The sequence below is a fragment of the Candidatus Liberibacter africanus PTSAPSY genome (genome assembly GCF_001021085.1).
Taxonomy (GTDB): domain Bacteria; phylum Pseudomonadota; class Alphaproteobacteria; order Rhizobiales; family Rhizobiaceae; genus Liberibacter; species Liberibacter africanus.
The window spans coordinates 1026944-1047405 of the sequence record NZ_CP004021.1; the positions used below are offsets into that span (position 1 = coordinate 1026944).

Here is a 20462-nt window from a genome sequence, read left to right on the forward strand (position 1 = left end):
GAAATTAAGTAGATTTTATTTTTAGGATTGTATAATTTCGATATCGTAGTCTTCGATAACGGGATTAGCAAGAAGATTCTTACAGATAGAATCAAGTTCTTTTTTTGCAACATCAGCGTGCTTTTCATCTAGTTCTATGTCAAAAATTTTCCCTTGGCGGATTTGAATAATATTATGGAATTCAATATTCGAAAGGGCGGTTTTTAATGCTTTTCCTTGGGGATCAAGAACATCTTTTTTTAGTTTAACCGTAATTTTTGCTTTGATCACAAATCTATTCTCCTTTATTATTTCTTATTTACAATGAGAGTTGTCTTGAGCGCGGGTTCATTTTTTTTAAATATGCCCAAACGGCGAGCTACTTCAGAATAACCTTCTAATAATTGATTATTACCTCTGCTAAAACGTTGTTTATCACATTCGTCTTGCTGGCTAATATCCCACAAGCGACAGCAATCAGGGAAAATCTCATCTGATAGAACGATACGTATGATATCACCATCGAGTAGACGTCCGCATTTAATTCTGAAGTCTACAAGTTGAATATTGATTCCTAGGAAAAGACCTGTAATAAAATCATTGATACGAAGGCTCAGAGCTGTTATTTCTTCTATTTCAGATTGAGTAGCCCAATTAAAAGCAGTTATATGTTCTTCAGAAACCAATGTTTTTTTAGAACAATCAGGTTTATAATAAAATTCAACAATAGATCGTGGAAGCGACAAACCTTCAGACATATTTAGTCTTTTAGCTAAAGATCCTGCAACAGTATTTCGAACAACGATTAAGAGAGGAATCATTTCTACATCACGAACTAGTTGTTCTCGCATGTTTATTCTACGAATGAAGTAATGCGGAATACCAATTTTATTGAATTGCGTGAACATGTGTTCAGATATTCGGTTATTTAACACACCTTTACCATTGAGTATTGCACAGCGTGATGTATCTTCCACATGATTATCATCATGATTATCATCTTTAAAAAATTGGATAAGAGTTCCAGGTTCAAGGCCTTCATAAACAATTTTGGTTTTTCCTTCATAAATAGGATTTCGCGATCTCATCCATCCTCTCTTTCAACCGTTATAAATAACCAATCTTTATGCCGAAAGTGATATAAATTTTTTTTTCTTAAATCAAACAAAACTAAAATTATCGTAAAACGATTTTCTACTATATCTGGAAAACACGTTCAAAAATGGTATCAACATGTTTAGTATGATATTTATGGTCAAATTTATCGCATATTTCTTTTTCAGATAAAACTTTTCGTATATCAATGTCTGCAAGCAACTCATCAAGAAAAATAGATCCATTTTGCCATACTTTCATGGCATTACGCTGAACAAGTTGATATGCTTCTTCTCTTGATACTCCTGCTTGCGTTAATGCTAGAAGTATACGTTGGGAGTAAATCAATCCTCTAAGATGTTCAAGATTTTTCTTCATATTATCTGGATAAACAACTAATTCTTCTATGATATTTTTTAAACGGTTAAGTGCAAAATCAAGATGTATTGCTGCATCAGGCCCTATAACTCTTTCAACAGAAGAATGTGAGATATCTCTTTCATGCCAAAGAGCTACGTTTTCCATGGCAGGAATCACGTGAGAGCGTATTAATCGAGATAATCCTGTTAAATTTTCAGTTAGGATAGGGTTGCGTTTATGAGGCATAGATGAAGAGCCTTTTTGTCCAGGATGGAAAAATTCTTCTACTTCAAGAATTTCAGTGCGTTGAAGATGCCTTATTTCTGTAGCTAGTCTTTCTATGGAAGAAGCAATAATTCCCAGTACTGAAAAATACATCGCATGTCGATCGCGAGCAATAATTTGGGAAGATATCGGATCCTCTTTCAAACCCATAGCTTTTGCAACATGTTGTTCAACATACGGGGGGATGTTTGAAAATGTGCCAACAGATCCAGAAATCGCACAGATAGCTATTTCTTCTCGAGCACGAAGGAGTCGATCACGAGAACGAGAGAATTCTGCATAAGCCATAGCTAATTTTAGACCAAAAGTTGTAGGTTCTGCATGTATCCCATGAGATCGTCCGATGGTTATGGTATCTTTATGTTCAAAAGCACGCTTTTTCAAGCTATCCAGCAATTGATTCATGTCTTCTAATAAAATATCAGTAGATCGCATAAGTTGGATACTAAAGCATGTATCAAGAACATCAGATGAAGTCATTCCTTGATGAATAAAACGTGCATCAGGGCCGATGATTTCTGCGAGATGTGTTAAAAAAGCGATGACATCATGTTTAATTATTGTTTCAAACTCAATAATGCGATCTACGTTAAAAACGACATTTTTACCTTTTTCCCAGATATTTTTTGCTGCTTCTTTGGGAATAATACCAAGTTCTGCTAAAGCATCACAAGCATGTGCTTCTATTTCGAACCATATTCTAAATTTTGTTTCAGGAGACCATAGAGCGGTCATTTCAGTTCTAGCATAACGAGAAATCATATTTTGACCATTTAAAGGAGAACCAAATCATTTACACGTTTCATGCAAGAAAAGCAAGAGCAGAAAACTTTCTTGTGAAAGCATATAAATATAATAATTTGGCTATTTACTGACTGACTGACGTATCAATTAAATTATACGCAAGAGGGCGATACATACAAAACATTATCAAATATAAATATTAAGTATGTTTTTAACGATTATAAATTAACAGGAAACAAATATTATTTAAATAGAAAAAGAATCTATCTATTAATCAATCGTTAATGCTGATTTTTTTAAATCATTTAAACGCTTTTCATAAGATATTTCTCCTTTTTTATTGAAAAAAGATGATCCGACTACTAAAAGATTCGCTCCTGCTTGTACCAAAGACTTAATGTTTTTGGATGTAATCCCCCCATCAACTTCAAGAGAAATAGGGCGATTACCAATTAATGATTTAGCCTGTCTGATTTTTGGAATGGTAGATTCAATGATTTTTTGTCCACCAAATCCAGGATTAACCGTCATGATGAGAATCATGTCGATTTCATCTATGACATCTTCAAGTATGGAAACAGGAGTTTCAGGATTTATTGCTACGCCAGTTTTTTTGCCCATTGCGTGGATAATACGTAATGAACGGCGTATATTAGGAGAAGATTCTGCATGAAAGGTTATGATATCACACCCAGAATATGCAAAAATCTTTATATGCGAATCAATGGACGAAACCATTAAATGGCAATCAAACACAGCATCGCTATAAGATCTCAATGATTTAATGACATCTGCCCCAAAAGAAATATTGGGAACAAAGTGGCCATCCATAACATCGAAGTGAATTTGCTTAGCACCTGCTTTAGTTACATCAGAAACTTCCTCTCCTAAACGAGAGAAATCTGCTGCTAAAATAGATGGAACTATTTTAATTGATGAAATCACTATGAAAAAATTTTTCCGATTACATTCCAAAAAATGAAGAATACCCCGACTGTAACATAAAAATATATAATATTAAAACTATTCTTCCTTGTTTTAGCGGAATAAACTTTTGCACATTGCGGATTGCATTGTTGTTCTATACGTTTTGGTCTAAACATCTTTTCCTTCAAATCATGTAAAAATTATTATTTTATAATCTGATTATAGCCTAGTAATACTATTTTTGTTATTGGTCTAGATAGAGAGACATAATACTAGCAAAACATTCTATACTATTTATTAGAAATTCACAGCATTTTTTCCTATTCCATTTAATTATATGTTCATTATGATCCAGTTGGTTTAACATAAGAGCGTATTTTTATTGCCCTATAAATTAAAATTCATTAATTTATTGTCTTTAGGGATAAGCATGGTAACTCCTTATTCTTTGAATGGGAATAGTTATTTCACTATTCAAATAGTCGATTCTTCAAAAAATACGAGATTGCTATAAAAAATATTATGAATCAATACCTTTATAATTATAAATATCTCGTTTTTAGGAAACGAGAACAATAAAAAGTCTATTATTCGCTATAAGGCAAAAATATTCTAATAGAAATAATCCCAATGATGTATTGTTCTTTTCAATAATCTTCTAGGAAAGAGTAATTATATGAATAACTGTGATATTTATAATGATATAGATGTCTTGGAATATGATATTGTTATTATAGGTGCTGGTCCAGCAGGATTATCAGCAGCGATTCGTTGTAAGCAAATCAATCCTCATTTATCTGTTGTGATTTTAGAAAAATCTGCAGACGTAGGAGATCATGTTCTTTCAGGTGCGATTATTGATCCCATTGGCATAGATACTTTATTACCAGGTTGGCGTGAAGAAAAAACACATCCATTTAATACTATTGTAAAAAAAGATCTTTATTGCTTTTTAAATTCGCGTAGATCAATACAGATACCACATTTTTGTTTTCCATCTTTTATGAATAATAAGGGAAATTATATTGTTTCTTTAGGACGAGTGTGTAGATGGTTGAAGAATAAAGCCGAGGAACTAGGTGTAGAAATCTATTGCGGTTTTACAGCTACTGATTTTTTTTATGGAGAAAAAGAAGAAGTTCGTGGTGTTTTTACAGGTGATAAGGGTAAAAATTATGATGGAACACCAGGAAAAAACTATGTTCCTCCTATGTTGTTGTTAAGTAAATATGTTTTAATAGGAGAAGGAGCGTGTGGATCTCTCACTCGAAAACTGTTAGAACGATATTCCTTGATGGATGGACGCCAACCACAAAAATTTGGTCTTGGCGTTAAGGAATTATGGAAAATTCAATCTCGACATTATACAAAAGGTCTTGTTCTTCATACTGTTGGTTGGCCACTTGACAATAGTAATTCTGGAGGAGGATTTATTTATCACTTTGATGATAACTTAGTGTCGGTGGGCTTTGTTTTACATCTTGATTATCGCAATCCTTGGATATCAATTTATGAAGAATTACAGCGCTTTAAAACACATCCAGCTATCAGAACAATATTTGAAGAAGGAGAACGTTTAGAATATGGGGCGCGTGTTATTAGTGAAGGAGGGTGGCAGTCAGTTCCAAAGCTTTCTTTTCCAGGAGGAAGTTTGATTGGTTGTGCAGCAGGATTTGTTAATCTTCTTCGCATTAAAGGATCGCATAATGCTATCCTTTCTGGAATTTTAGCGGCAGAAAAAGTCGTCCAGCGCTTATCCAGCGATTGCAAAAATGATGATCCTATAGAAATTGAAAATTCTTGGCGTCAAACGTACATTGGTAAAGATTTATGGATTACAAGAAATGTTAAGCCCTTTTTATCACGTTTTGGAACAGTAATCGGATTTTCGTTAGGATTGATAGATGTATGTATTCAAAAATTTTTAGGTTTTTCTTTTTTTGGTACCTTAAAACATTCTAGAATAGATTATGCTTCTTTGGAACCTGCTGCTAAATATAAGAAGATTGACTATCCTAAACCTGATGGAAAATTGACTTTTGATATTATGTCATCTCTTTTTTTAGCAAAAATAAAATATGTAAAGGGACAACCTACGCATCTTTTTATCAAAGATAAAAATTTACAAAAAAATTCAGAATTGAAAGTTTATTCTGGTCCTTCCATGAGATATTGTCCAGCTAGGGTATATGAATGGCACCAAAACAATGGTGAAAATAATTATATTATACATTCACATAATTGTATTCATTGTAAGGCATGTGTGATTAAAGATCCTAATCAGAATATTGAATGGAATCCTCCTCAAGGAGGTGATGGTCCATACTATTTGGATATGTAGATTATCGTATTTTTTCTTTTTAGGATTTACGGATGCAAGAATGTATTATCTTCAATAAAAGAAAATAATATTTCTTTCCCGGATATTTTTATGACCGATCAATTATTATAGTTCGCATATTATGTGTTTAAAAAAATCATTGACAAATAACTACTTTTTGAAATACATCGGAAGTTATGCAGTCTCTATATATACCTTTTATGCGTCTTCCACATGCGAATGGCATTCCTCTTCCGGAATATAAAACAATCGGATCTTCAGGTATGGATCTGTTTGCAGCTTTGCCAGAAAGTAAACCGGTTAATTTAAGTCCAGGAATGCGTTCTTTGATTCCTGGAGGATATGTTGTTGCAATACCTCATGGTTATGAAGGACAAATAAGATCTCGTTCTGGATTGGCATTAAATTATGGTATTTCATGCTTGAATTCTCCAGGAACAATTGATAGCGATTATCGCGGTGAAATTAAGATATTATTGATTAATCTTGGTCAAGAAAATTTTTTGATTACTAGAGGTATGCGTATTGCTCAATTAGTTATAGCAAGTTCTATTCGTGTCCATGCTGATCTTGTATCAGAAATTCCTATAGAAGAAAACGAAAGAAATAATAATGGCTTTGGTTCGACAGGACTTTATTAGAATATTTTTACTATTGAGTATGATCTTATCAATTGTCCTTTTATTGGCATTTAGATAGAAAAAATATCTGCTCCATGCTGATCTTGTATTAGAAATTCCTATAGAAGAAAACGAAAGAAATAATAATGGCTTTGGTTCGATAGGACTTTATTAGAATATTTTTACTATTGAATATGATCTCATCAATTGTCCTTTTATTGGCATTTAGATAGAAAAAATATCTGCGAATGGTGTAAATTAATAAAAGACAGGCTATTGCTTTGGTATCGAAAATTGGTTAGATCTACGATAAGCAATTGCTTCTGCAATATGCACTTTTTTAATTTCTTCTGATGAATCTAGATCTGCGATTGTTCGGGCTATTTTTAGTATTTTATGATATCCACGTGCTGAAAATAGCATTTTTTCAGCATATTGGTATCAATACAGAAGAACAAGTAGCATTATATTTTAATGAAGATCCGATTTTTTCTAGCCTATTTTTTTGTATTTCCCTTGCTAGAAGAACGCGAGAAGTTATTTCTTCGCTTGTTTCAGATTGCTGTGTTGCAAATAGATCGGATGCAGGTACAGCAGGTACAGCTATGCGTATATCTATTCGATCCATTAAAGGGCCAGAAATACGTGCCTGATATTCAATTGCACACCGTGGACCTCTTATACAAACATCTTCATCTTTATTAGACATGCCACACCGACAAGGATTCATCGCTGCTATTAATTGAATGCGAGAAGGATACGTTATTTTTCGATTAGCTCGAGCAATAACACATTCGCCGGTTTCCAGAGGTTGACGTAAAGCATTAAGTGTATGAGGTGAGAATTCAGGAAATTCATCTAAAAATAGCACGCCATTATGCGCTAAAGAAGCTTCTCCTGGTAATACTTGCGTGCCTCCACCTATCAATGATGGTATAGTAGCAGAATGATGTGGAGAGCGAAATGGTCTATCTTGTACAAAAGAATATTCATAAGATGTTTGGCCAAACATTGAGTAAATCATTGATACTTCTATCGATTCTTCTAAAGATAAAGGGGGAAGTATTGATGGTAAACAAGAAGCAAGCATAGACTTACCTGAGCCAGGTGGTCCTATCATTAATAAATTATGTCCTCCAGCTGCTGCTATTTCAAGAGCACGTTTGACGCCTTTTTGTCCTTTTATATCTGCAAAATTTGGAAGATTACCGCGTTTTTTATATATAGATTTGATAGGTCGAGGGATAATTTTTTTGTTATTCAAGTGATTTATTAGCTCTAAAATATTAGAGGGTGCTATAATTTGCAGGCTGTCTGATGCCCACGCAGCTTCAGATCCACAAGATTGAGGACATATTAAATCTTTTTTAATATTTTTTGCGCAAATAGCTGCAGATAGTGATCCATTAATTTTAGCTAATGATCCATCAAGATTTATTTCTCCTATTGCTAAATATTTTGATAATGATTCACTACTAATTGCTTGGATAGATGCCATTAACGCAAGAATAATAGGGAGGTCATAATGAGATCCTTCTTTAGGCAAATCAGCTGTTGATAAATTGATGGTAACCCGTTTACTAGGAAGAGCAAGCCCGCATGAATAAAGTGCAGATTGAATTCTTTCTCGGCTCTCTATAACAGCTTTATCTGCTAATCCAACTATCTGCACTCCAACTCTTCCTGGAGATACCATTACCTGAACTTCGACAGGGATTCCCTGTATACCTTGAAACGCAATCGTAGAAATTCTCGAAATCATATTTCAAACTTTAAAAACTAATCTTAAAATAAAAAAAAATATTTATACGACCATGTATATTATTAAAAATTAGTCTATAGCAAGTATCAATTTATGCCATATGAAAAAGATAAGTGAAAATTTTTAATTTTCAAAGATTAAGATATCTAAAAAAATACAGTGTTTAACAAGCGAAAAATTATTTTCTATTTCAATAGAAATTATTTTAATGAGTATACAAAATCACTATCAACGACAAAGTATCACATCATCAACGACAAATTATCACAGCTATGGCATTAATTGATTGCTTAGTATCTTTTTATAAAGTTCTCCCAGATGCGTGTACAAGCATTATATAGGCTTTTCCATAATTTGACATGATATGTTCTTGTACCATAGAAGGATCAACATTTGATTCAGCGTTTTCAGAAAGCATTTCTTCAAAGTCTGAGATATAGCGATCAACATCATTCCTAAACTTCGAATCAATTTTGTATTGTTCTTGAAGATTTATAAATACTTTTTGCCCCTTTATTGTATATAGGCGTTGGCTTAAGATGTCATCTTTTCCTTCTGTATAAGACTTCCACGAATAAACAAAAGCATCATAATCAATAAAGTTAGATATCTCTTCTACAAGAGAATCTATAGAGGATAGTGATTTTTTGTTTTGAAAACTCATCGATGAAGAATTATCATTTTTACTATTGATAGAAGAATTTAAAATACCGTTAAACCATTTTTTTATTAAATGACTATTGTTTATTTTGTTATCTGATTTTGTCGTATTGCTTTGATCATCATTATGCAATTTTTTGCTATAAGAAGTAGTAGTATTTGCTGCCGAATCGATGACTAATTTTTGAAAATCTTTTAATGCACTAACTTGTTCTTCAAGAGCACTGCGTATTACATCAGCGCTTTCTTTTGCTTCTTGCGCTAAAGACACATAATCACGTTTTAAAACATTCTTAGAATTGTTTAAATTTTCAGCTATTTTATTTGAAGTCAAAGCAATATCATCACTTGTTTTAGATAATTTTTTAGTAAACAAATCTATTTTATTATTGAGAGAATTCAAAAATTCTTGCGTGGATTGACCTGTTTTTTCCTGCATTTTCAAGAAAATCTCTTCAATATTAGGTATAGCAGAACGTATTTTTTCAATCATATTACTTGATAAACCATGCGACTTTTCTTCTATCTTCATAAAATCTCGGTCAAGAGTTTTAACCGTTTTATTCCCAATATCAGCCAAATCATTATTGATTAGTTGTATCGTATTACGACTACGTTTTTCTACGTCAGAGAGGGTTCCATCTATTTTGACAAAAGAGGCTTTAACATTATCCGCCACATTTTTAACAACTTTTCCTGAAATAAAATCAGCTTGTTGGACAACCTCTTTAATATCTCCTAAAAGAGAATTAACAAATTTTTGAGCTTCACGAGATTTGTTAATCAATTGATTGGTCAATTCTGCTAAGTTGTTTGCACCGTTGTCTAGATTAAATCCTGTTTCGGATTGCGCTTTTACTAGTGAATGATGAGTTTTGATGATAATTTGAGAATTTCTATCGAATTTATTTACGAGTTCAGACATTTGCAATAAAGCGTTTGTGGATATTTCATTGAGATCTTTGATTTTTTTCTCAAATAATTTCGATGATTCCAAAAGGACATTATTGATTTGTCCTGTCGTTTCCGTAATGCGATTAGTCGTTTGGTACAAGCGCTCATCTACTTTATGCAGAGAATTTGTTGCGTCATGGATTATTGTTGTTATATCTCGACTACTATGAGCAATACGACCAGTTATATTTTCAACGTCACTGATCAATAATTTTTCAAGATCTTTCAACGCATTGGCAGCATTATATATTTGCTTATCTATAATATTGACAATAGTATTTCCTTCTTTATGAAAGGCACCAGAAATAGAATTTGATATTTCATTGGAGCATTTCGAAAGGATATTATCAAGAATATTAGAACGTTCTTCAAAAGATAATAACATGGAATGATTGTTTTTATCAAAAAGGCTTTCCATATTTTTCATGTTTGATTCAAAATAATGGATATATTCTTTAAACTGTTTAAACACAGTAGATTCATGATTTTTTAATGAACGGTCTAGATTGGAAAGAACTTCTCTTACTTCATCTACTCTTTTCTCTATTAAAGAACGAGAATCATTGGTATGAGAAGAAATTGTATTATCAACTTCAAGGATGCTCTTAGATATACCGTCGCTGAAAACATCTAAACTAGAACGGAACTTCTCTTCTCTTTTTTCTAATAACTGGCTCGTTTCAACAAATTTTTCTGAAATATCATGGATTTCTCTACTTATACGAGAAGTATTATCTATTATTTCACCAGTTACAATATCACTATCTCGCAATAATTGTTGCGAAATTTCTTGTGTTCTCTGAGATATTCTTTGCTCTGAATTTTCCATTGCCTTAGATATTTCGTCGATAAAGAACATAATTTTCTCTCCGAAGAAATTTCTGCACTTCTGGATTTTTTTGTCTACAGAATCTAGAGACACTTCTAATTGTCCAGAAATATCGGTTGTAGATTGAGACATATTACCAACAACCGCAACTAATTCTTGAGTAAGAGCATGGATATTGTTTGATAAATCTTTGAAAGAAGAAGAAGAAGTATCGACAGCTTGAGACAAAGAATTCTCTTGTTCTTTTAATTTGTTTTCTAACTCATCAGTTTTCTGAGCAACCGCAATAGATAAGCAAGATGCTTTATCATCAAGAATTCGGACGAGCTCATCTGATTTTTCTTGTAACAACTTATCAAATTTCTGATGACAACGAAGTAAGGTGATGTTCACTGAATTATTACTACAGTTTAGCAAAGACTCAATACGTGAGGAATTTTCTTCTAAAAGATCTTGAATAAATTTTGATGCAGATCCAACAGTACTATCTATTTTACTTTCGTTACCCGTAAGGGTTTGTTTTAAGGTATTAATGTGATCAGAAAGTTTTTTATCTAAAGTTTGATTGTTCTCATCGTAAGATAATAAGATATTTCCCATACACTCTTTAAATGTTTTTGCAACTCGCACATCAGCATCGGAAATTTTTTCTAACATAACTTGAGAATGATTCTCTAAAGCAACTCCAATATCCCCTTGGATTTTAGTGAGAGAATTAGCTACATCTACTGCTTTAGCATAGGCTATATCCGTTAGTTTTTCGATATCTTGAGAAATTTTCTCAATTAAAAAATGAGATTTACTTACAAGATTATTCTCAAATTTTGATTGATTATCTGATAAGGCAGTGATGAAACTATTATTATGCCGATTAAAACTATTGCATAGTAATTCTTGCGCTTGTTCAAGAGAGGAAAGAATCTTACTAGAATTTCTTACAAGATCGCTTCCTAATTCTTTGCATGTTTTTTCTAATGTCATCGATATAGTTTTAACATCATCGATTGAATCATTCATTGTATTGTTAACTATTGATAATCCTGACTCAATATTTGCACTACCACTATTTAACAATTCTTCTATACATTGTGCATTATGAGAAAATACACCATCAATATGTTCGGTAGATCTTTGTAGAATATCGTTTACATGATCGCTTTTACTGCTAAATGTATCATTGAAAGATGCAAGATGTTTTTGGAAAATCGTTTCAAGTTTGTTGTTACTATTATTATAAGAGAATACAATTTTTTCAGAGCTTTCATCAAAGCGACTTACTAATTGCGTTTCAGCATTTTTTATTTGATTAACAACATCAGAAACATGGTTTTCAAGGCTATCATCAAGATGTTTTTGATTTTCTGATAACGCTGCGACTAAAACCATTATTCTATCATAGACACTGTCTGTTAGCTTTTTAATATTATTGGACATTGAATCGACAATAGATTGCGGACGACCTGCAAGAGTTTCTTCAAATTGCAACTGCGCGCGTGCGATAGAATTGGAAAAAAACTGTTCTTTATCAGCAATAACATTGCTTACCTTTTGATACGAAGAATCAAATGAAGAGCAGAGTTCTTCTGATTTTTTTGCAATATCGGAATCAAATTTTTGACGTCTTTCTTCGAGCATATCTTTGAGATTATCGATATTGATTTTTAGAGTATTGTTCAATTGTTCTGTATTTCTATCTGTGATCTGAGTGATATTATTTTGCTTTTTAGATAGAATATCTTCAAGAAGTAGGGCCTTCTTTTCTAAATTAGAATCAATAGTTTGTATGTTAGAAAGAAAAATATCTCTCATGCTAGAATGTGAATTTTGAAAACATCCATGAAGCTTATCTACATTATTTTCTAAGTTTGTTTTAATTTCATGGAAATTATTTTTGAAAAACAAACTAAATTCATTAATTTGTTTATCAAATGTTTCAATAGTTTCTTCAAGAAACGATTTCATTACATTAGCTATTGCATTCTTACGGTTTTCCACTTCATGCAACGCTGTATCTGTAGTAGAAATAAGTTTATTGCGAAAAACATCTTCTTTTTCTTGAAAGAACACGCGCATATCCCGCAACATACCATCTAAAACAGCATTCATAGAAATTTGTTTTTCTGAAAAGAAGTTTGAAATTTCACAGATATGTGATGTAAACGACTGCATTAACTGAATCGATTGTTCTTTGAGTGTAATGTTTACTTTATCTGTATTATTTTCTACCATTGACGCATAACCATTCAACTGTCTAGATAGGTTATTACTCGAATTATCAAGTGTATTAGAAAGATATTTTATACGACTATCAAATTCTTCGGTAACGATAATAGATGTTGAATGAAGAACTTCCAATAATTGGTCTATTTTCGAAGAAATTATTTCTGCTGATTCTTGAACCACTTGGTTTGTTTTTTCAGTCATTTTTACTATGCGCGTGTCTACAGTGGACTTAAATGAATCTGTAGCTCTTGATAGATGAAAAGAAATTTCTTCACATGTCAGTGATAGTTCATCTTTTAGAGATTCATGCACTTCAGAAATAGAACTACGAAGTTCCATTCCATGACTAACGATTGCTTCACGTTCTTCTTTGAGTTTTTGGGTTATGCTATTAATCCGACCTTCGTTTTTTACATAAATGTTTTCAAGAACCTCTACTTCAGAACGGACATTTTTTTCTAATTCAGATGCGCGTGAAATAGTACGTTCTATTCCCTCTGTCATCAATGAAATTTCTCTACTTACAGCATTACCGATCGACTTTATTCTTTCAGAAGAGTATTCTTCTGGATCTATTAAACGTAACGCAACCTCAGCTATTGATTGAGAAGCATCGTGCATATCTCGTGCACGAGATATCATTATAAAAAAAGAAAAAAAGAGCGAAATAGGTACAACACTTGCTATGATAAACAAGGTTATTGCTTCTGGTTGCATAGCAAATGCATAAAATGAATTTGCAGTTGAATTTGCGTAAAATTTAATTACAAAACCTACCTCGCATGCAAACCAGATTAAAGAGGATATAAATGCATTGCGGAGTGCTATGTTGAAGGAATTTTTGCCAATATTTTGCAATATGCGTGTAATAGTTCCGCTGTTTAAATCATTGGCAGGATGGAATCCTGGATAATAACTTTTATTCTTTGTCTGTTTGAAATTTTGTGCATTTCCATCTTCCACAGTATCAGAGGTGGGATCGCTGTTGTCGACAGTAAGACAATCCTTTTTTCTATTACTTTTATTTGTGCTTTTAGAATGGGAGTAATTTTTATCTTTGTTTGTATCTGGCGTTGGTAGCTCTTCAAGATCTTTAAGTGATTCTCTATAAGCTGACTTATTTTGTTTGTTATTGCTCATATACACACCTTTAGATTATTAAACTTCCAGACTTCTCAAATAAATTTGAATATTAATCTCTGAATATTATTGATAAAAATCAATTAAATGCGATAAAAAATCCCAATAAACCGACAAATCGAAAGACTCCTATGAAAAATAACTCTTTCGACAAACGATATCCTTTTCTAGGATGAAAGAGAAATATTTACCTTATAGATTAATCATCATCATCAAACCTCTACACGTACTTTCAATAAAAAAATATTCACTGAATAAGTGTATATATTTAAAATCATGATGTATACAATAATGATATCTTTATGCACAGATGCTATTCACTAACAGTGAAAAAATATCGATCAAAAATCAGATCGGTAAAATATGATGAATAAAAAAATTTGCACCTATAAATGCAACTAGTGGATTTTTACATCCATTTTATATTTCGCCTTCTTTTTTTTCCATACTCTTGAATACTATCTATTTGTCAGTGATAGATATTTTGCACTGCTAATGATTGCGAATATTATGTAGATTCCCTCTCATAAAACAGAGGATTGGAAGGAAATTTTCTGTCAAAATATAATAGATATTTATGCTATGATAATGTATTTAACTTATTGGGATATTTTTCTTTAAATTCCATCCAACCTTTCTCTCGTAGAAGGCATGCTGGACATGAGCCACAACCATAACCCCATTCATGGCGTTTATCCCGTATTCCAAGATAGCAAGTATGACTTTCTTCAAGAATTAGATCTACTAAATCTTGCCCTCCAATATCTTGTACAAGTTTCCAAGTTTCATATTTCTTGAGCCACATTAAAGGTGTATGAATAGTAACATTGCTTTCCATTCCTAAATTAATAGCTATTTCAATGGCTCGTATTGTATCATGACGACAATCTGGATATCCCGAATAATCGGTTTCACACATGCCAGCAATAATGTTTTTTATTCCACGACGATATGCTAGTGCGGCAGCAAATACCAAAAAAATTATGTTACGTCCAGGAACAAATGTATTTGGTAAATTCTTGCTTTGTAGATTCATTGCAATATTTTTTGTGAGTGATGAATGCGTAATATTTCCAAGTATTGCGAGTGGCAAAATATGATCTTCTCCTAAAGAATGTTTCCATTCTGGTATGAGTTTAACCATTTTTTCACGTAAAAAAAGGCGACATCCTAGTTCTATTTTATTACGCTGTTCATAGTCAAAGCCAACAGTTTCGACCTTATCAAATTTTTGCAATGCCCAAGCAAGACAAGTAGAGGAATCTTGTCCTCCTGAAAATAGCAAAAGAGCATTTGATTTATTTTCTACAATGCTTTGCATCATAATCCTTGATATTCGACCCAAGACATAGGTGTTTCATAAACGCGTACTGATGACAAAATGGGTAGAGATGAAAATAAATGTTTCCAAATCCAAATAGCGATATTTTCCGCTGTAGGATTTTCTAAGCCTTCAACTTCATTGAGGCAATGATGATCTAATTTTTCTAATAGAGGAGCAAAATATTTTTCTATTTGGAAAAAATCTTCAACAAAACCAGTTTTAGAATCTACATTTCCTTCCATTACCAGCTCTACTCGATAGGAATGTCCGTGCATACGATGACACTTGTGAGTTTTAGGCACAAAGGGAAGTCTATGAGCGGCTTCAAATGTAAAAGCTTGTATAATCTTCATTTTTTCCGAAATACCCTTATATGTTATAGGATTCTCCATAAATAAAATCCTAAAGTTCTAATGGTGTTGAATTTTACCTACTATTCTAGAAACTATTCATTGTAAATAGTATTGGAAAAATCATGCAGTTTAATATTAAGCAGGAAAACACAGAATAATATCTAATTGCACAGATCAATAAAACACTGATTGTGTTGGTTTGTTTTTAACGCCAGGATCATCTAATTGCCGGATATAAGGATTTACAATAATTTCATTATTTTCTTCACATGAAGAATCGTTCTCAGCAGTAAGAAGACAATTTTTTTTGCCATTTTCCAAAAAAAATTGTGATTTTACTATATGATGATCATCTTCTGTAGAAGAGAAGATATTCTTATAGGAGATATATTCTGGACTTTTAGTTGGAACTTTCCATTCAAAATAGCAGATCTCTTTGCTTATAGGTGATAGAGGAAGCCATATAGATGATAAAGATCCATCATCTGATATCCAAATCGGATCTGGTATTGAATGTATGGCTTTTTGTGTCCAAGATAGAATTTTATTGAGGTTGTTGGAGCTTTCTTTTTCTATTTGAGCAAGCAGAAGAAATATTTCTTTTCTAGGGTTAGTTTGCATAGCAAGAATTGCCTTTGTGCGTGCTTGGTCTATATTGCCTGCCTCTAAAGCAGTTTTAGAAACTATAATTAGGGACTCTACACTTTTCTTATTGATTTCCTCTAATTGAAGCGCTTTCCTCAACCGTTCTGTTGAATCCTTTGATAAAAGGCGAGTATAAATAGATGCAATTTCAGGATGAGGATTTGTTTTCCATATTTTTTCTAAAATAACCTCCGCTTTTCTTTTTTTATTTTGGGCAATTAAAGCCTTGGCAGCACATATTGATCCCATAATTGAATTATCGCGCAGTTTCAATGATTCTATCGCATCGTTATAAGAATCGAGAATATTACCTTTTTTTGCATTTTCTAAAGAGCGTGCTATTAGAAGCGTCTCTTTAATGCGATTATATTTTATAATGTTTATTTTTTTATGTTTCTTATCTAAGAAAGAAATGGCTTCAGACCATTCTTGTTCTAATGCGAAATGTTGTACGACTGCTTCAATAACCCAAGGTAGATCAGGGGAAAATTTCAAAGCTTTTTTTGCATAGCGCTGAGCTGATTTTAAATCGCCTATACGGCGGGATTCTAGATATAAAGTATAAATTGCAAATTCTCTTGTAGATGAAATATGCAACATCATTTCCAATTTTTCACGAGCAACGTTATATTGTTTGTCAGCTAAATTTATCTGTACTTCTAACATATTAACGAGAGATTTGTTATGAGAAATATGCCCTTGAGATATTTGAGAAAACATTTTTCGAGCTAATGGTATATTTTGCGCGGCAATCGATATGATGCTTGTACATAATGTTTGACATTCTTTATCATAGGTACGTTTACGAAACATCTGAACAAGTATAGAAGGAAATGATAAAAAAAATCGCGAAACACTAAATATCACCATCAACGCCAATAGAAAAAGATACGCGATTAACAATACTACAAAAGTGCTTGTTTGATAAATTTTATTTCCCCAAATAATGGAAATACCATCTGGATAATAGGAAACTATGGCAAAACTACAAGCCATTAGTAAGATCATACAAAAATAATATACAAAACGTAGCATAATAAATATTATATTCCTATGATAAATTATTTTGTGAAATTTTATTCATTTCTTCTTCCAATATTGCATCAGAACAAATATGTGCTTCAATCGCATTTCTCAAATATACACCAGGTTGCTTTGCTTTTTCTGGAATCTTGTCCCATTCGGAAGCTGCTTTTATGAGATCTCCTGTTTTAAGATTATTTTCAATACGAGCGATTATGGCTGTTATTGAATCCCCTTCAATATTTTCTCCCATAAGACGTACTTTTATTAATCTATTGAGTTGTAGCAGTAGATAATCTGTAAATCCTGAATCATGATCAAGAGATTCACCTGCAAAAATCATTTCCTCAGAAACTTTTGTAAATTGTGTCAAAATTTCTACTGTTGTAGGGATTTTTGTATTAGAAAATTGCATCAGAACGGAAGTGCACGGTTTTAAGACAGAAAATTCATCTTTTAAGAAGTTTCCTTTTTTATCTATTGAATTTTTTAAAATGAGAAGAGAAATAATACGTTGGGTGTCAGGATTTTTAAGAGGATTAGCAATTAAATATTCTGTCTTTGTCAGACGAGCAATGATATTTTGATAATTTTTGTTAAGATCCGATATCATCTTTTTTAGAGAAGATACTTCTTCTAACAAAGATTTAATATCATTATTGTTTACATTATTGTTTACATTTTCTTGTTCTTTAGAAGAAATCTTTTTATCTTGTATCTTCAAACCTGTAAAATACATATCTGTGTTTTTGTTTGTGTCTAATTCGTTGCTAGGCGAAGAATTTTTTTCAGAATCTATACTGGATGAATGATTAACAGGATCATTGGTATAAATATTTGTTTTTATGAATATCGATAAAAGTATCAAAATACATGCTAAAACCGCTACGAATAATGTGATGAGCAATTTTAAAAACAATCTACTTCCACCTTTTTTTATGCAGAAAAAGTTTCTCCAAGTTGTTTTTTCCACGTAAGAATTAGATGAATCTGTCGTTTCTTTTTCAGATGTTTCTGCAGACTTACGAACAGGTTCTTCCGAGGAAGAATCGGGAACATGGGTCATATTTTTTCTCCTCATCACATGGTCATGTTCATAATTTTCTATTCTAACAAACTGTCGTACACCATGTGGATCTTAATGTTATCAAAATTCTTTAATCTTTTAAATTATTAACCACCAGCAAAAATTGTTTTTATCAAGGATTTTATACCAACAATTAAATCATATTTCAAACAATCTATGAAGATTTTATACTTAACTTATTAATTTCACATAAAATATTATCTTTTATCTGCATATTCTCTTTCTTTAAGGAGAGGAGATCTAACAAAGAGTTTTCTTTCGGAAAACGTGCCACTGCAATTATATTCATGTAAGTTGAAGGTATAGCAGATGCGATATTTTTGCTCAAACATAGGAAATGTGCAGATATTTTTATGGGTAAAGGTAAATGAAAAAAGTATGACACGGCAGATCGAGAATAAAATAATATAAAATCTGCATTGTGAAGTATATTTTTCGTGGCTATTTCAGGGTAGTGTATACTCCAACTACAATAACAATCAATGATTTTTAAAGGAACATCATGTTGTCTGAGATAATTTTCAAAATGTATACTTCTAGGATTTCCTCCTAGATATATCAAAGGTTTTTGGGGGGTAAACAATTCTTTTTTCTCGACAATTATCTTTGCTAAACCAATGCTATTATCTTGAGTGTGAAATATTTCAGAAAATCCCTTTTGTCGTGCGAGATGAGAGCTTGCTTCTCCTATAACAAATAGAGGGCTATGGCGGGAAAAATCTACGGGTAGTGTGGAGAGAGATTCGCTGCTGGTAATCGCAATACCTCCATATGGTTCTTGTAGCGCAAGAAAGACAGATTGTCTGTCATAAGTAAAATAAGAGAGGGGCATCATAATAGGAGTACAGCCCATTTCTTTTATTTTTTCTTGTGTGTATAGCGCTTTTTTTGTTGGTCTTGTGATAACTATGCGCATTATTTGACCTATAATTATTTAACAATTACATTACATTTTTTATTTCTATTACGGTATTATTGTGCTTGATATTTTGCAATAATTTTTTGGAATTCGGTGTTTTCTTTTAATCAATAGTATTTGATTATAAGGTAAGGAAGCATTTAATAAATCAATTAATTTTTGATAGTGTAAAGGGCAATATCAATATCGTTTGGCAACGAATTTTTTCATAAAAATTATTGATTTTAAGTCTATATTATAGAAACACTTCGAAAGTTCAAAAGTTAAAAATAGTTTTGTTTGATATATATCGTATGTATTGGCCAGCATCTCGACCTATATGGATAGCATCGCAACGGTTTCCATTTCTTGAAACTTCATGAAAAATTTTTCCATCGGGAGATAATACTATACCACGGAAATAAAGGGTTTGTTCTTTGCAATGCGCAAATCCAGCGATGGCGCTTTTGCAGGATCCATCTAATTCAGCAAGGAATGCACGTTCACATCTTACGCTATCCCATGTTTCTTTGTGATTAAGGGATCTCGCTAATTCTTGCGCTTTGGTGTTATCAATGTGTGTTTCAATACAAATAGCACCTTGTCCAGGAGATGGAGGAAAATCCTCAAGATTGAGGATTTCAGTAATAACATTTTCTTTTTGTAGCCTTTTGATTCCAGCATATGCGAGTAAGATAGCGTCTGCTTTATTGTTTTTAAGCTTCGTTAGGCGTGTTTCTATTTTACCACGGAAATCTATGACGGATATATCAGGACGCTGTCGTAGTAAAAGTGCTTTACGACGTAAAGATGATGTGCCAACAATGCTATTAGGGGCAAGATCATCAAGTGAATTCGCAGTATTGCTAATGAATACATCACGGATGTTTTCACGGGGTAGATAAGCTGAAATTTGCAGACCTTTGAGTAATTTGGTAGGCATATCTTTAGCAGAATGTACTGCAAGATCAATTTCACCTGATATCAATTTTTTTTCGATTTCTTCCGTAAATAATCCTTTTCCTCCTATTTCTGTTAATGATCTATTTGTAATACGATCTCCTTTGGTTGATAAAGGGACAATTACAATGTTATGAGGAGATAGTTTATGCACATCTATAAGGTAAGAACGTGTTTCAAAAGCATGTGCTAAAGCTAATGGGCTACAACGTGTTCCTATTTTAAAAGCTTTGTTTTCCATATGTATTCGTCT

Annotated in this window: 13 protein-coding genes and 1 pseudogene; 2 read left to right on the top strand and 12 right to left on the bottom strand. The window is 32.3% G+C overall.

Annotation, left to right across the window (positions count from 1 at the left end; all coding sequences use genetic code 11):
- Positions 1–21: 21 nt before the first annotated feature.
- From purS to rpe, 4 genes are all read right to left on the bottom strand, one after another.
- Entirely contained in the window at positions 22–267 is a 246-nt protein-coding gene (purS, locus tag G293_RS04650) for a phosphoribosylformylglycinamidine synthase subunit PurS (RefSeq protein WP_047264730.1), read from the bottom strand.
- Positions 268–287: 20 nt separating this feature from the next.
- Positions 288–1067, bottom strand: a complete 780-nt coding sequence (locus tag G293_RS04655) for a phosphoribosylaminoimidazolesuccinocarboxamide synthase (protein WP_047264505.1) — start codon at positions 1065–1067, stop codon at positions 288–290.
- Positions 1068–1176: 109 nt separating this feature from the next.
- Positions 1177–2481, bottom strand: a complete 1305-nt coding sequence (gene purB / locus G293_RS04660) for an adenylosuccinate lyase (RefSeq protein WP_047264506.1) — start codon at positions 2479–2481, stop codon at positions 1177–1179.
- Between the two features lie 252 nt (positions 2482–2733).
- The gene (gene rpe / locus G293_RS04665; RefSeq protein ID WP_047264507.1) at positions 2734–3408 is read right to left on the bottom strand and encodes a ribulose-phosphate 3-epimerase; all 675 of its coding nucleotides are present in this window, start codon (positions 3406–3408) and stop codon (positions 2734–2736) included.
- A 658-nt stretch (positions 3409–4066) separates the two neighbouring features.
- Between rpe and G293_RS04670 the strand changes: the two genes are divergently transcribed.
- A complete protein-coding gene (locus G293_RS04670) occupies positions 4067–5731 on the top strand; it encodes an electron transfer flavoprotein-ubiquinone oxidoreductase (protein WP_047264508.1) in 1665 nt (554 codons plus the stop codon).
- Positions 5732–5907: 176 nt separating this feature from the next.
- Entirely contained in the window at positions 5908–6372 is a 465-nt protein-coding gene (gene dut / locus G293_RS04675; protein ID WP_047264509.1) for a dUTP diphosphatase, read from the top strand.
- Positions 6373–6624: 252 nt separating this feature from the next.
- Here the strand turns inward: dut and G293_RS04680 are convergent.
- The 8 genes and pseudogenes from G293_RS04680 to hemC all read right to left on the bottom strand — a co-directional run bounded on the left by G293_RS04680 (position 6625) and on the right by hemC (position 20450).
- Positions 6625–8113 (bottom strand): annotated as a pseudogene (locus G293_RS04680) (YifB family Mg chelatase-like AAA ATPase).
- 301 nt (positions 8114–8414) lie between these two features.
- Positions 8415–13919 (bottom strand): apolipoprotein A-IV repeat region-like domain-containing protein, encoded by a 5505-nt coding sequence (locus tag G293_RS04685; protein WP_047264510.1) that lies wholly within the window; start codon positions 13917–13919, stop codon positions 8415–8417.
- A gap of 580 nt (positions 13920–14499) precedes the next feature.
- Entirely contained in the window at positions 14500–15240 is a 741-nt protein-coding gene (gene queC, locus G293_RS04690) for a 7-cyano-7-deazaguanine synthase QueC (RefSeq protein WP_047264511.1), read from the bottom strand.
- Entirely contained in the window at positions 15240–15596 is a 357-nt protein-coding gene (queD, locus tag G293_RS04695) for a 6-carboxytetrahydropterin synthase QueD (protein WP_047264731.1), read from the bottom strand. The genes queC and queD overlap by 1 nt, the downstream gene beginning before the upstream one ends.
- A gap of 174 nt (positions 15597–15770) precedes the next feature.
- Positions 15771–17276: a heme biosynthesis protein HemY gene (locus tag G293_RS04700; RefSeq protein ID WP_047264512.1), complete on the bottom strand. Its 1506-nt coding sequence runs from the start codon at positions 17274–17276 to the stop codon at positions 15771–15773.
- 16 nt (positions 17277–17292) lie between these two features.
- On the bottom strand, positions 17293–18330 hold the full coding sequence (locus G293_RS04705) for a COG4223 family protein (protein ID WP_047264513.1): 1038 nt from the start codon (positions 18328–18330) through the stop codon (positions 17293–17295).
- 175 nt (positions 18331–18505) lie between these two features.
- Positions 18506–19267, bottom strand: coding sequence for a uroporphyrinogen-III synthase (locus G293_RS04710; RefSeq protein WP_083965962.1), 762 nt, complete (start codon positions 19265–19267; stop codon positions 18506–18508).
- Positions 19268–19526: 259 nt separating this feature from the next.
- Positions 19527–20450 carry a hydroxymethylbilane synthase gene (gene hemC / locus G293_RS04715; protein WP_047264514.1) on the bottom strand — a complete coding sequence of 308 codons (924 nt, stop codon included), beginning with the start codon at positions 20448–20450 and terminating at the stop codon, positions 19527–19529.
- Positions 20451–20462: the final 12 nt, after the last annotated feature.

Bases quoted from the DNA above. Each gene is read 5' to 3' on its own strand.
- queD (WP_047264731.1), bottom strand. From the start codon at position 15,596: ATGAAGATTATACAAGCTTTTACATTTGAAGCCGCTCATAGACTTCCC.
- G293_RS04700 (WP_047264512.1), bottom strand. From the start codon at position 17,276: ATGCTACGTTTTGTATATTATTTTTGTATGATCTTACTAATGGCTTGT.
- dut (WP_047264509.1), top strand. From the start codon at position 5,908: ATGCAGTCTCTATATATACCTTTTATGCGTCTTCCACATGCGAATGGC.
- purB (WP_047264506.1), bottom strand. From the start codon at position 2,481: ATGATTTCTCGTTATGCTAGAACTGAAATGACCGCTCTATGGTCTCCT.
- G293_RS04710 (WP_083965962.1), bottom strand. From the start codon at position 19,267: ATGCGCATAGTTATCACAAGACCAACAAAAAAAGCGCTATACACACAA.
- queC (WP_047264511.1), bottom strand. From the start codon at position 15,240: ATGCAAAGCATTGTAGAAAATAAATCAAATGCTCTTTTGCTATTTTCA.
- G293_RS04705 (WP_047264513.1), bottom strand. From the start codon at position 18,330: ATGACCCATGTTCCCGATTCTTCCTCGGAAGAACCTGTTCGTAAGTCT.
- G293_RS04685 (WP_047264510.1), bottom strand. From the start codon at position 13,919: ATGAGCAATAACAAACAAAATAAGTCAGCTTATAGAGAATCACTTAAA.
- G293_RS04655 (WP_047264505.1), bottom strand. From the start codon at position 1,067: ATGAGATCGCGAAATCCTATTTATGAAGGAAAAACCAAAATTGTTTAT.
- hemC (WP_047264514.1), bottom strand. From the start codon at position 20,450: ATGGAAAACAAAGCTTTTAAAATAGGAACACGTTGTAGCCCATTAGCT.
- G293_RS04670 (WP_047264508.1), top strand. From the start codon at position 4,067: ATGAATAACTGTGATATTTATAATGATATAGATGTCTTGGAATATGAT.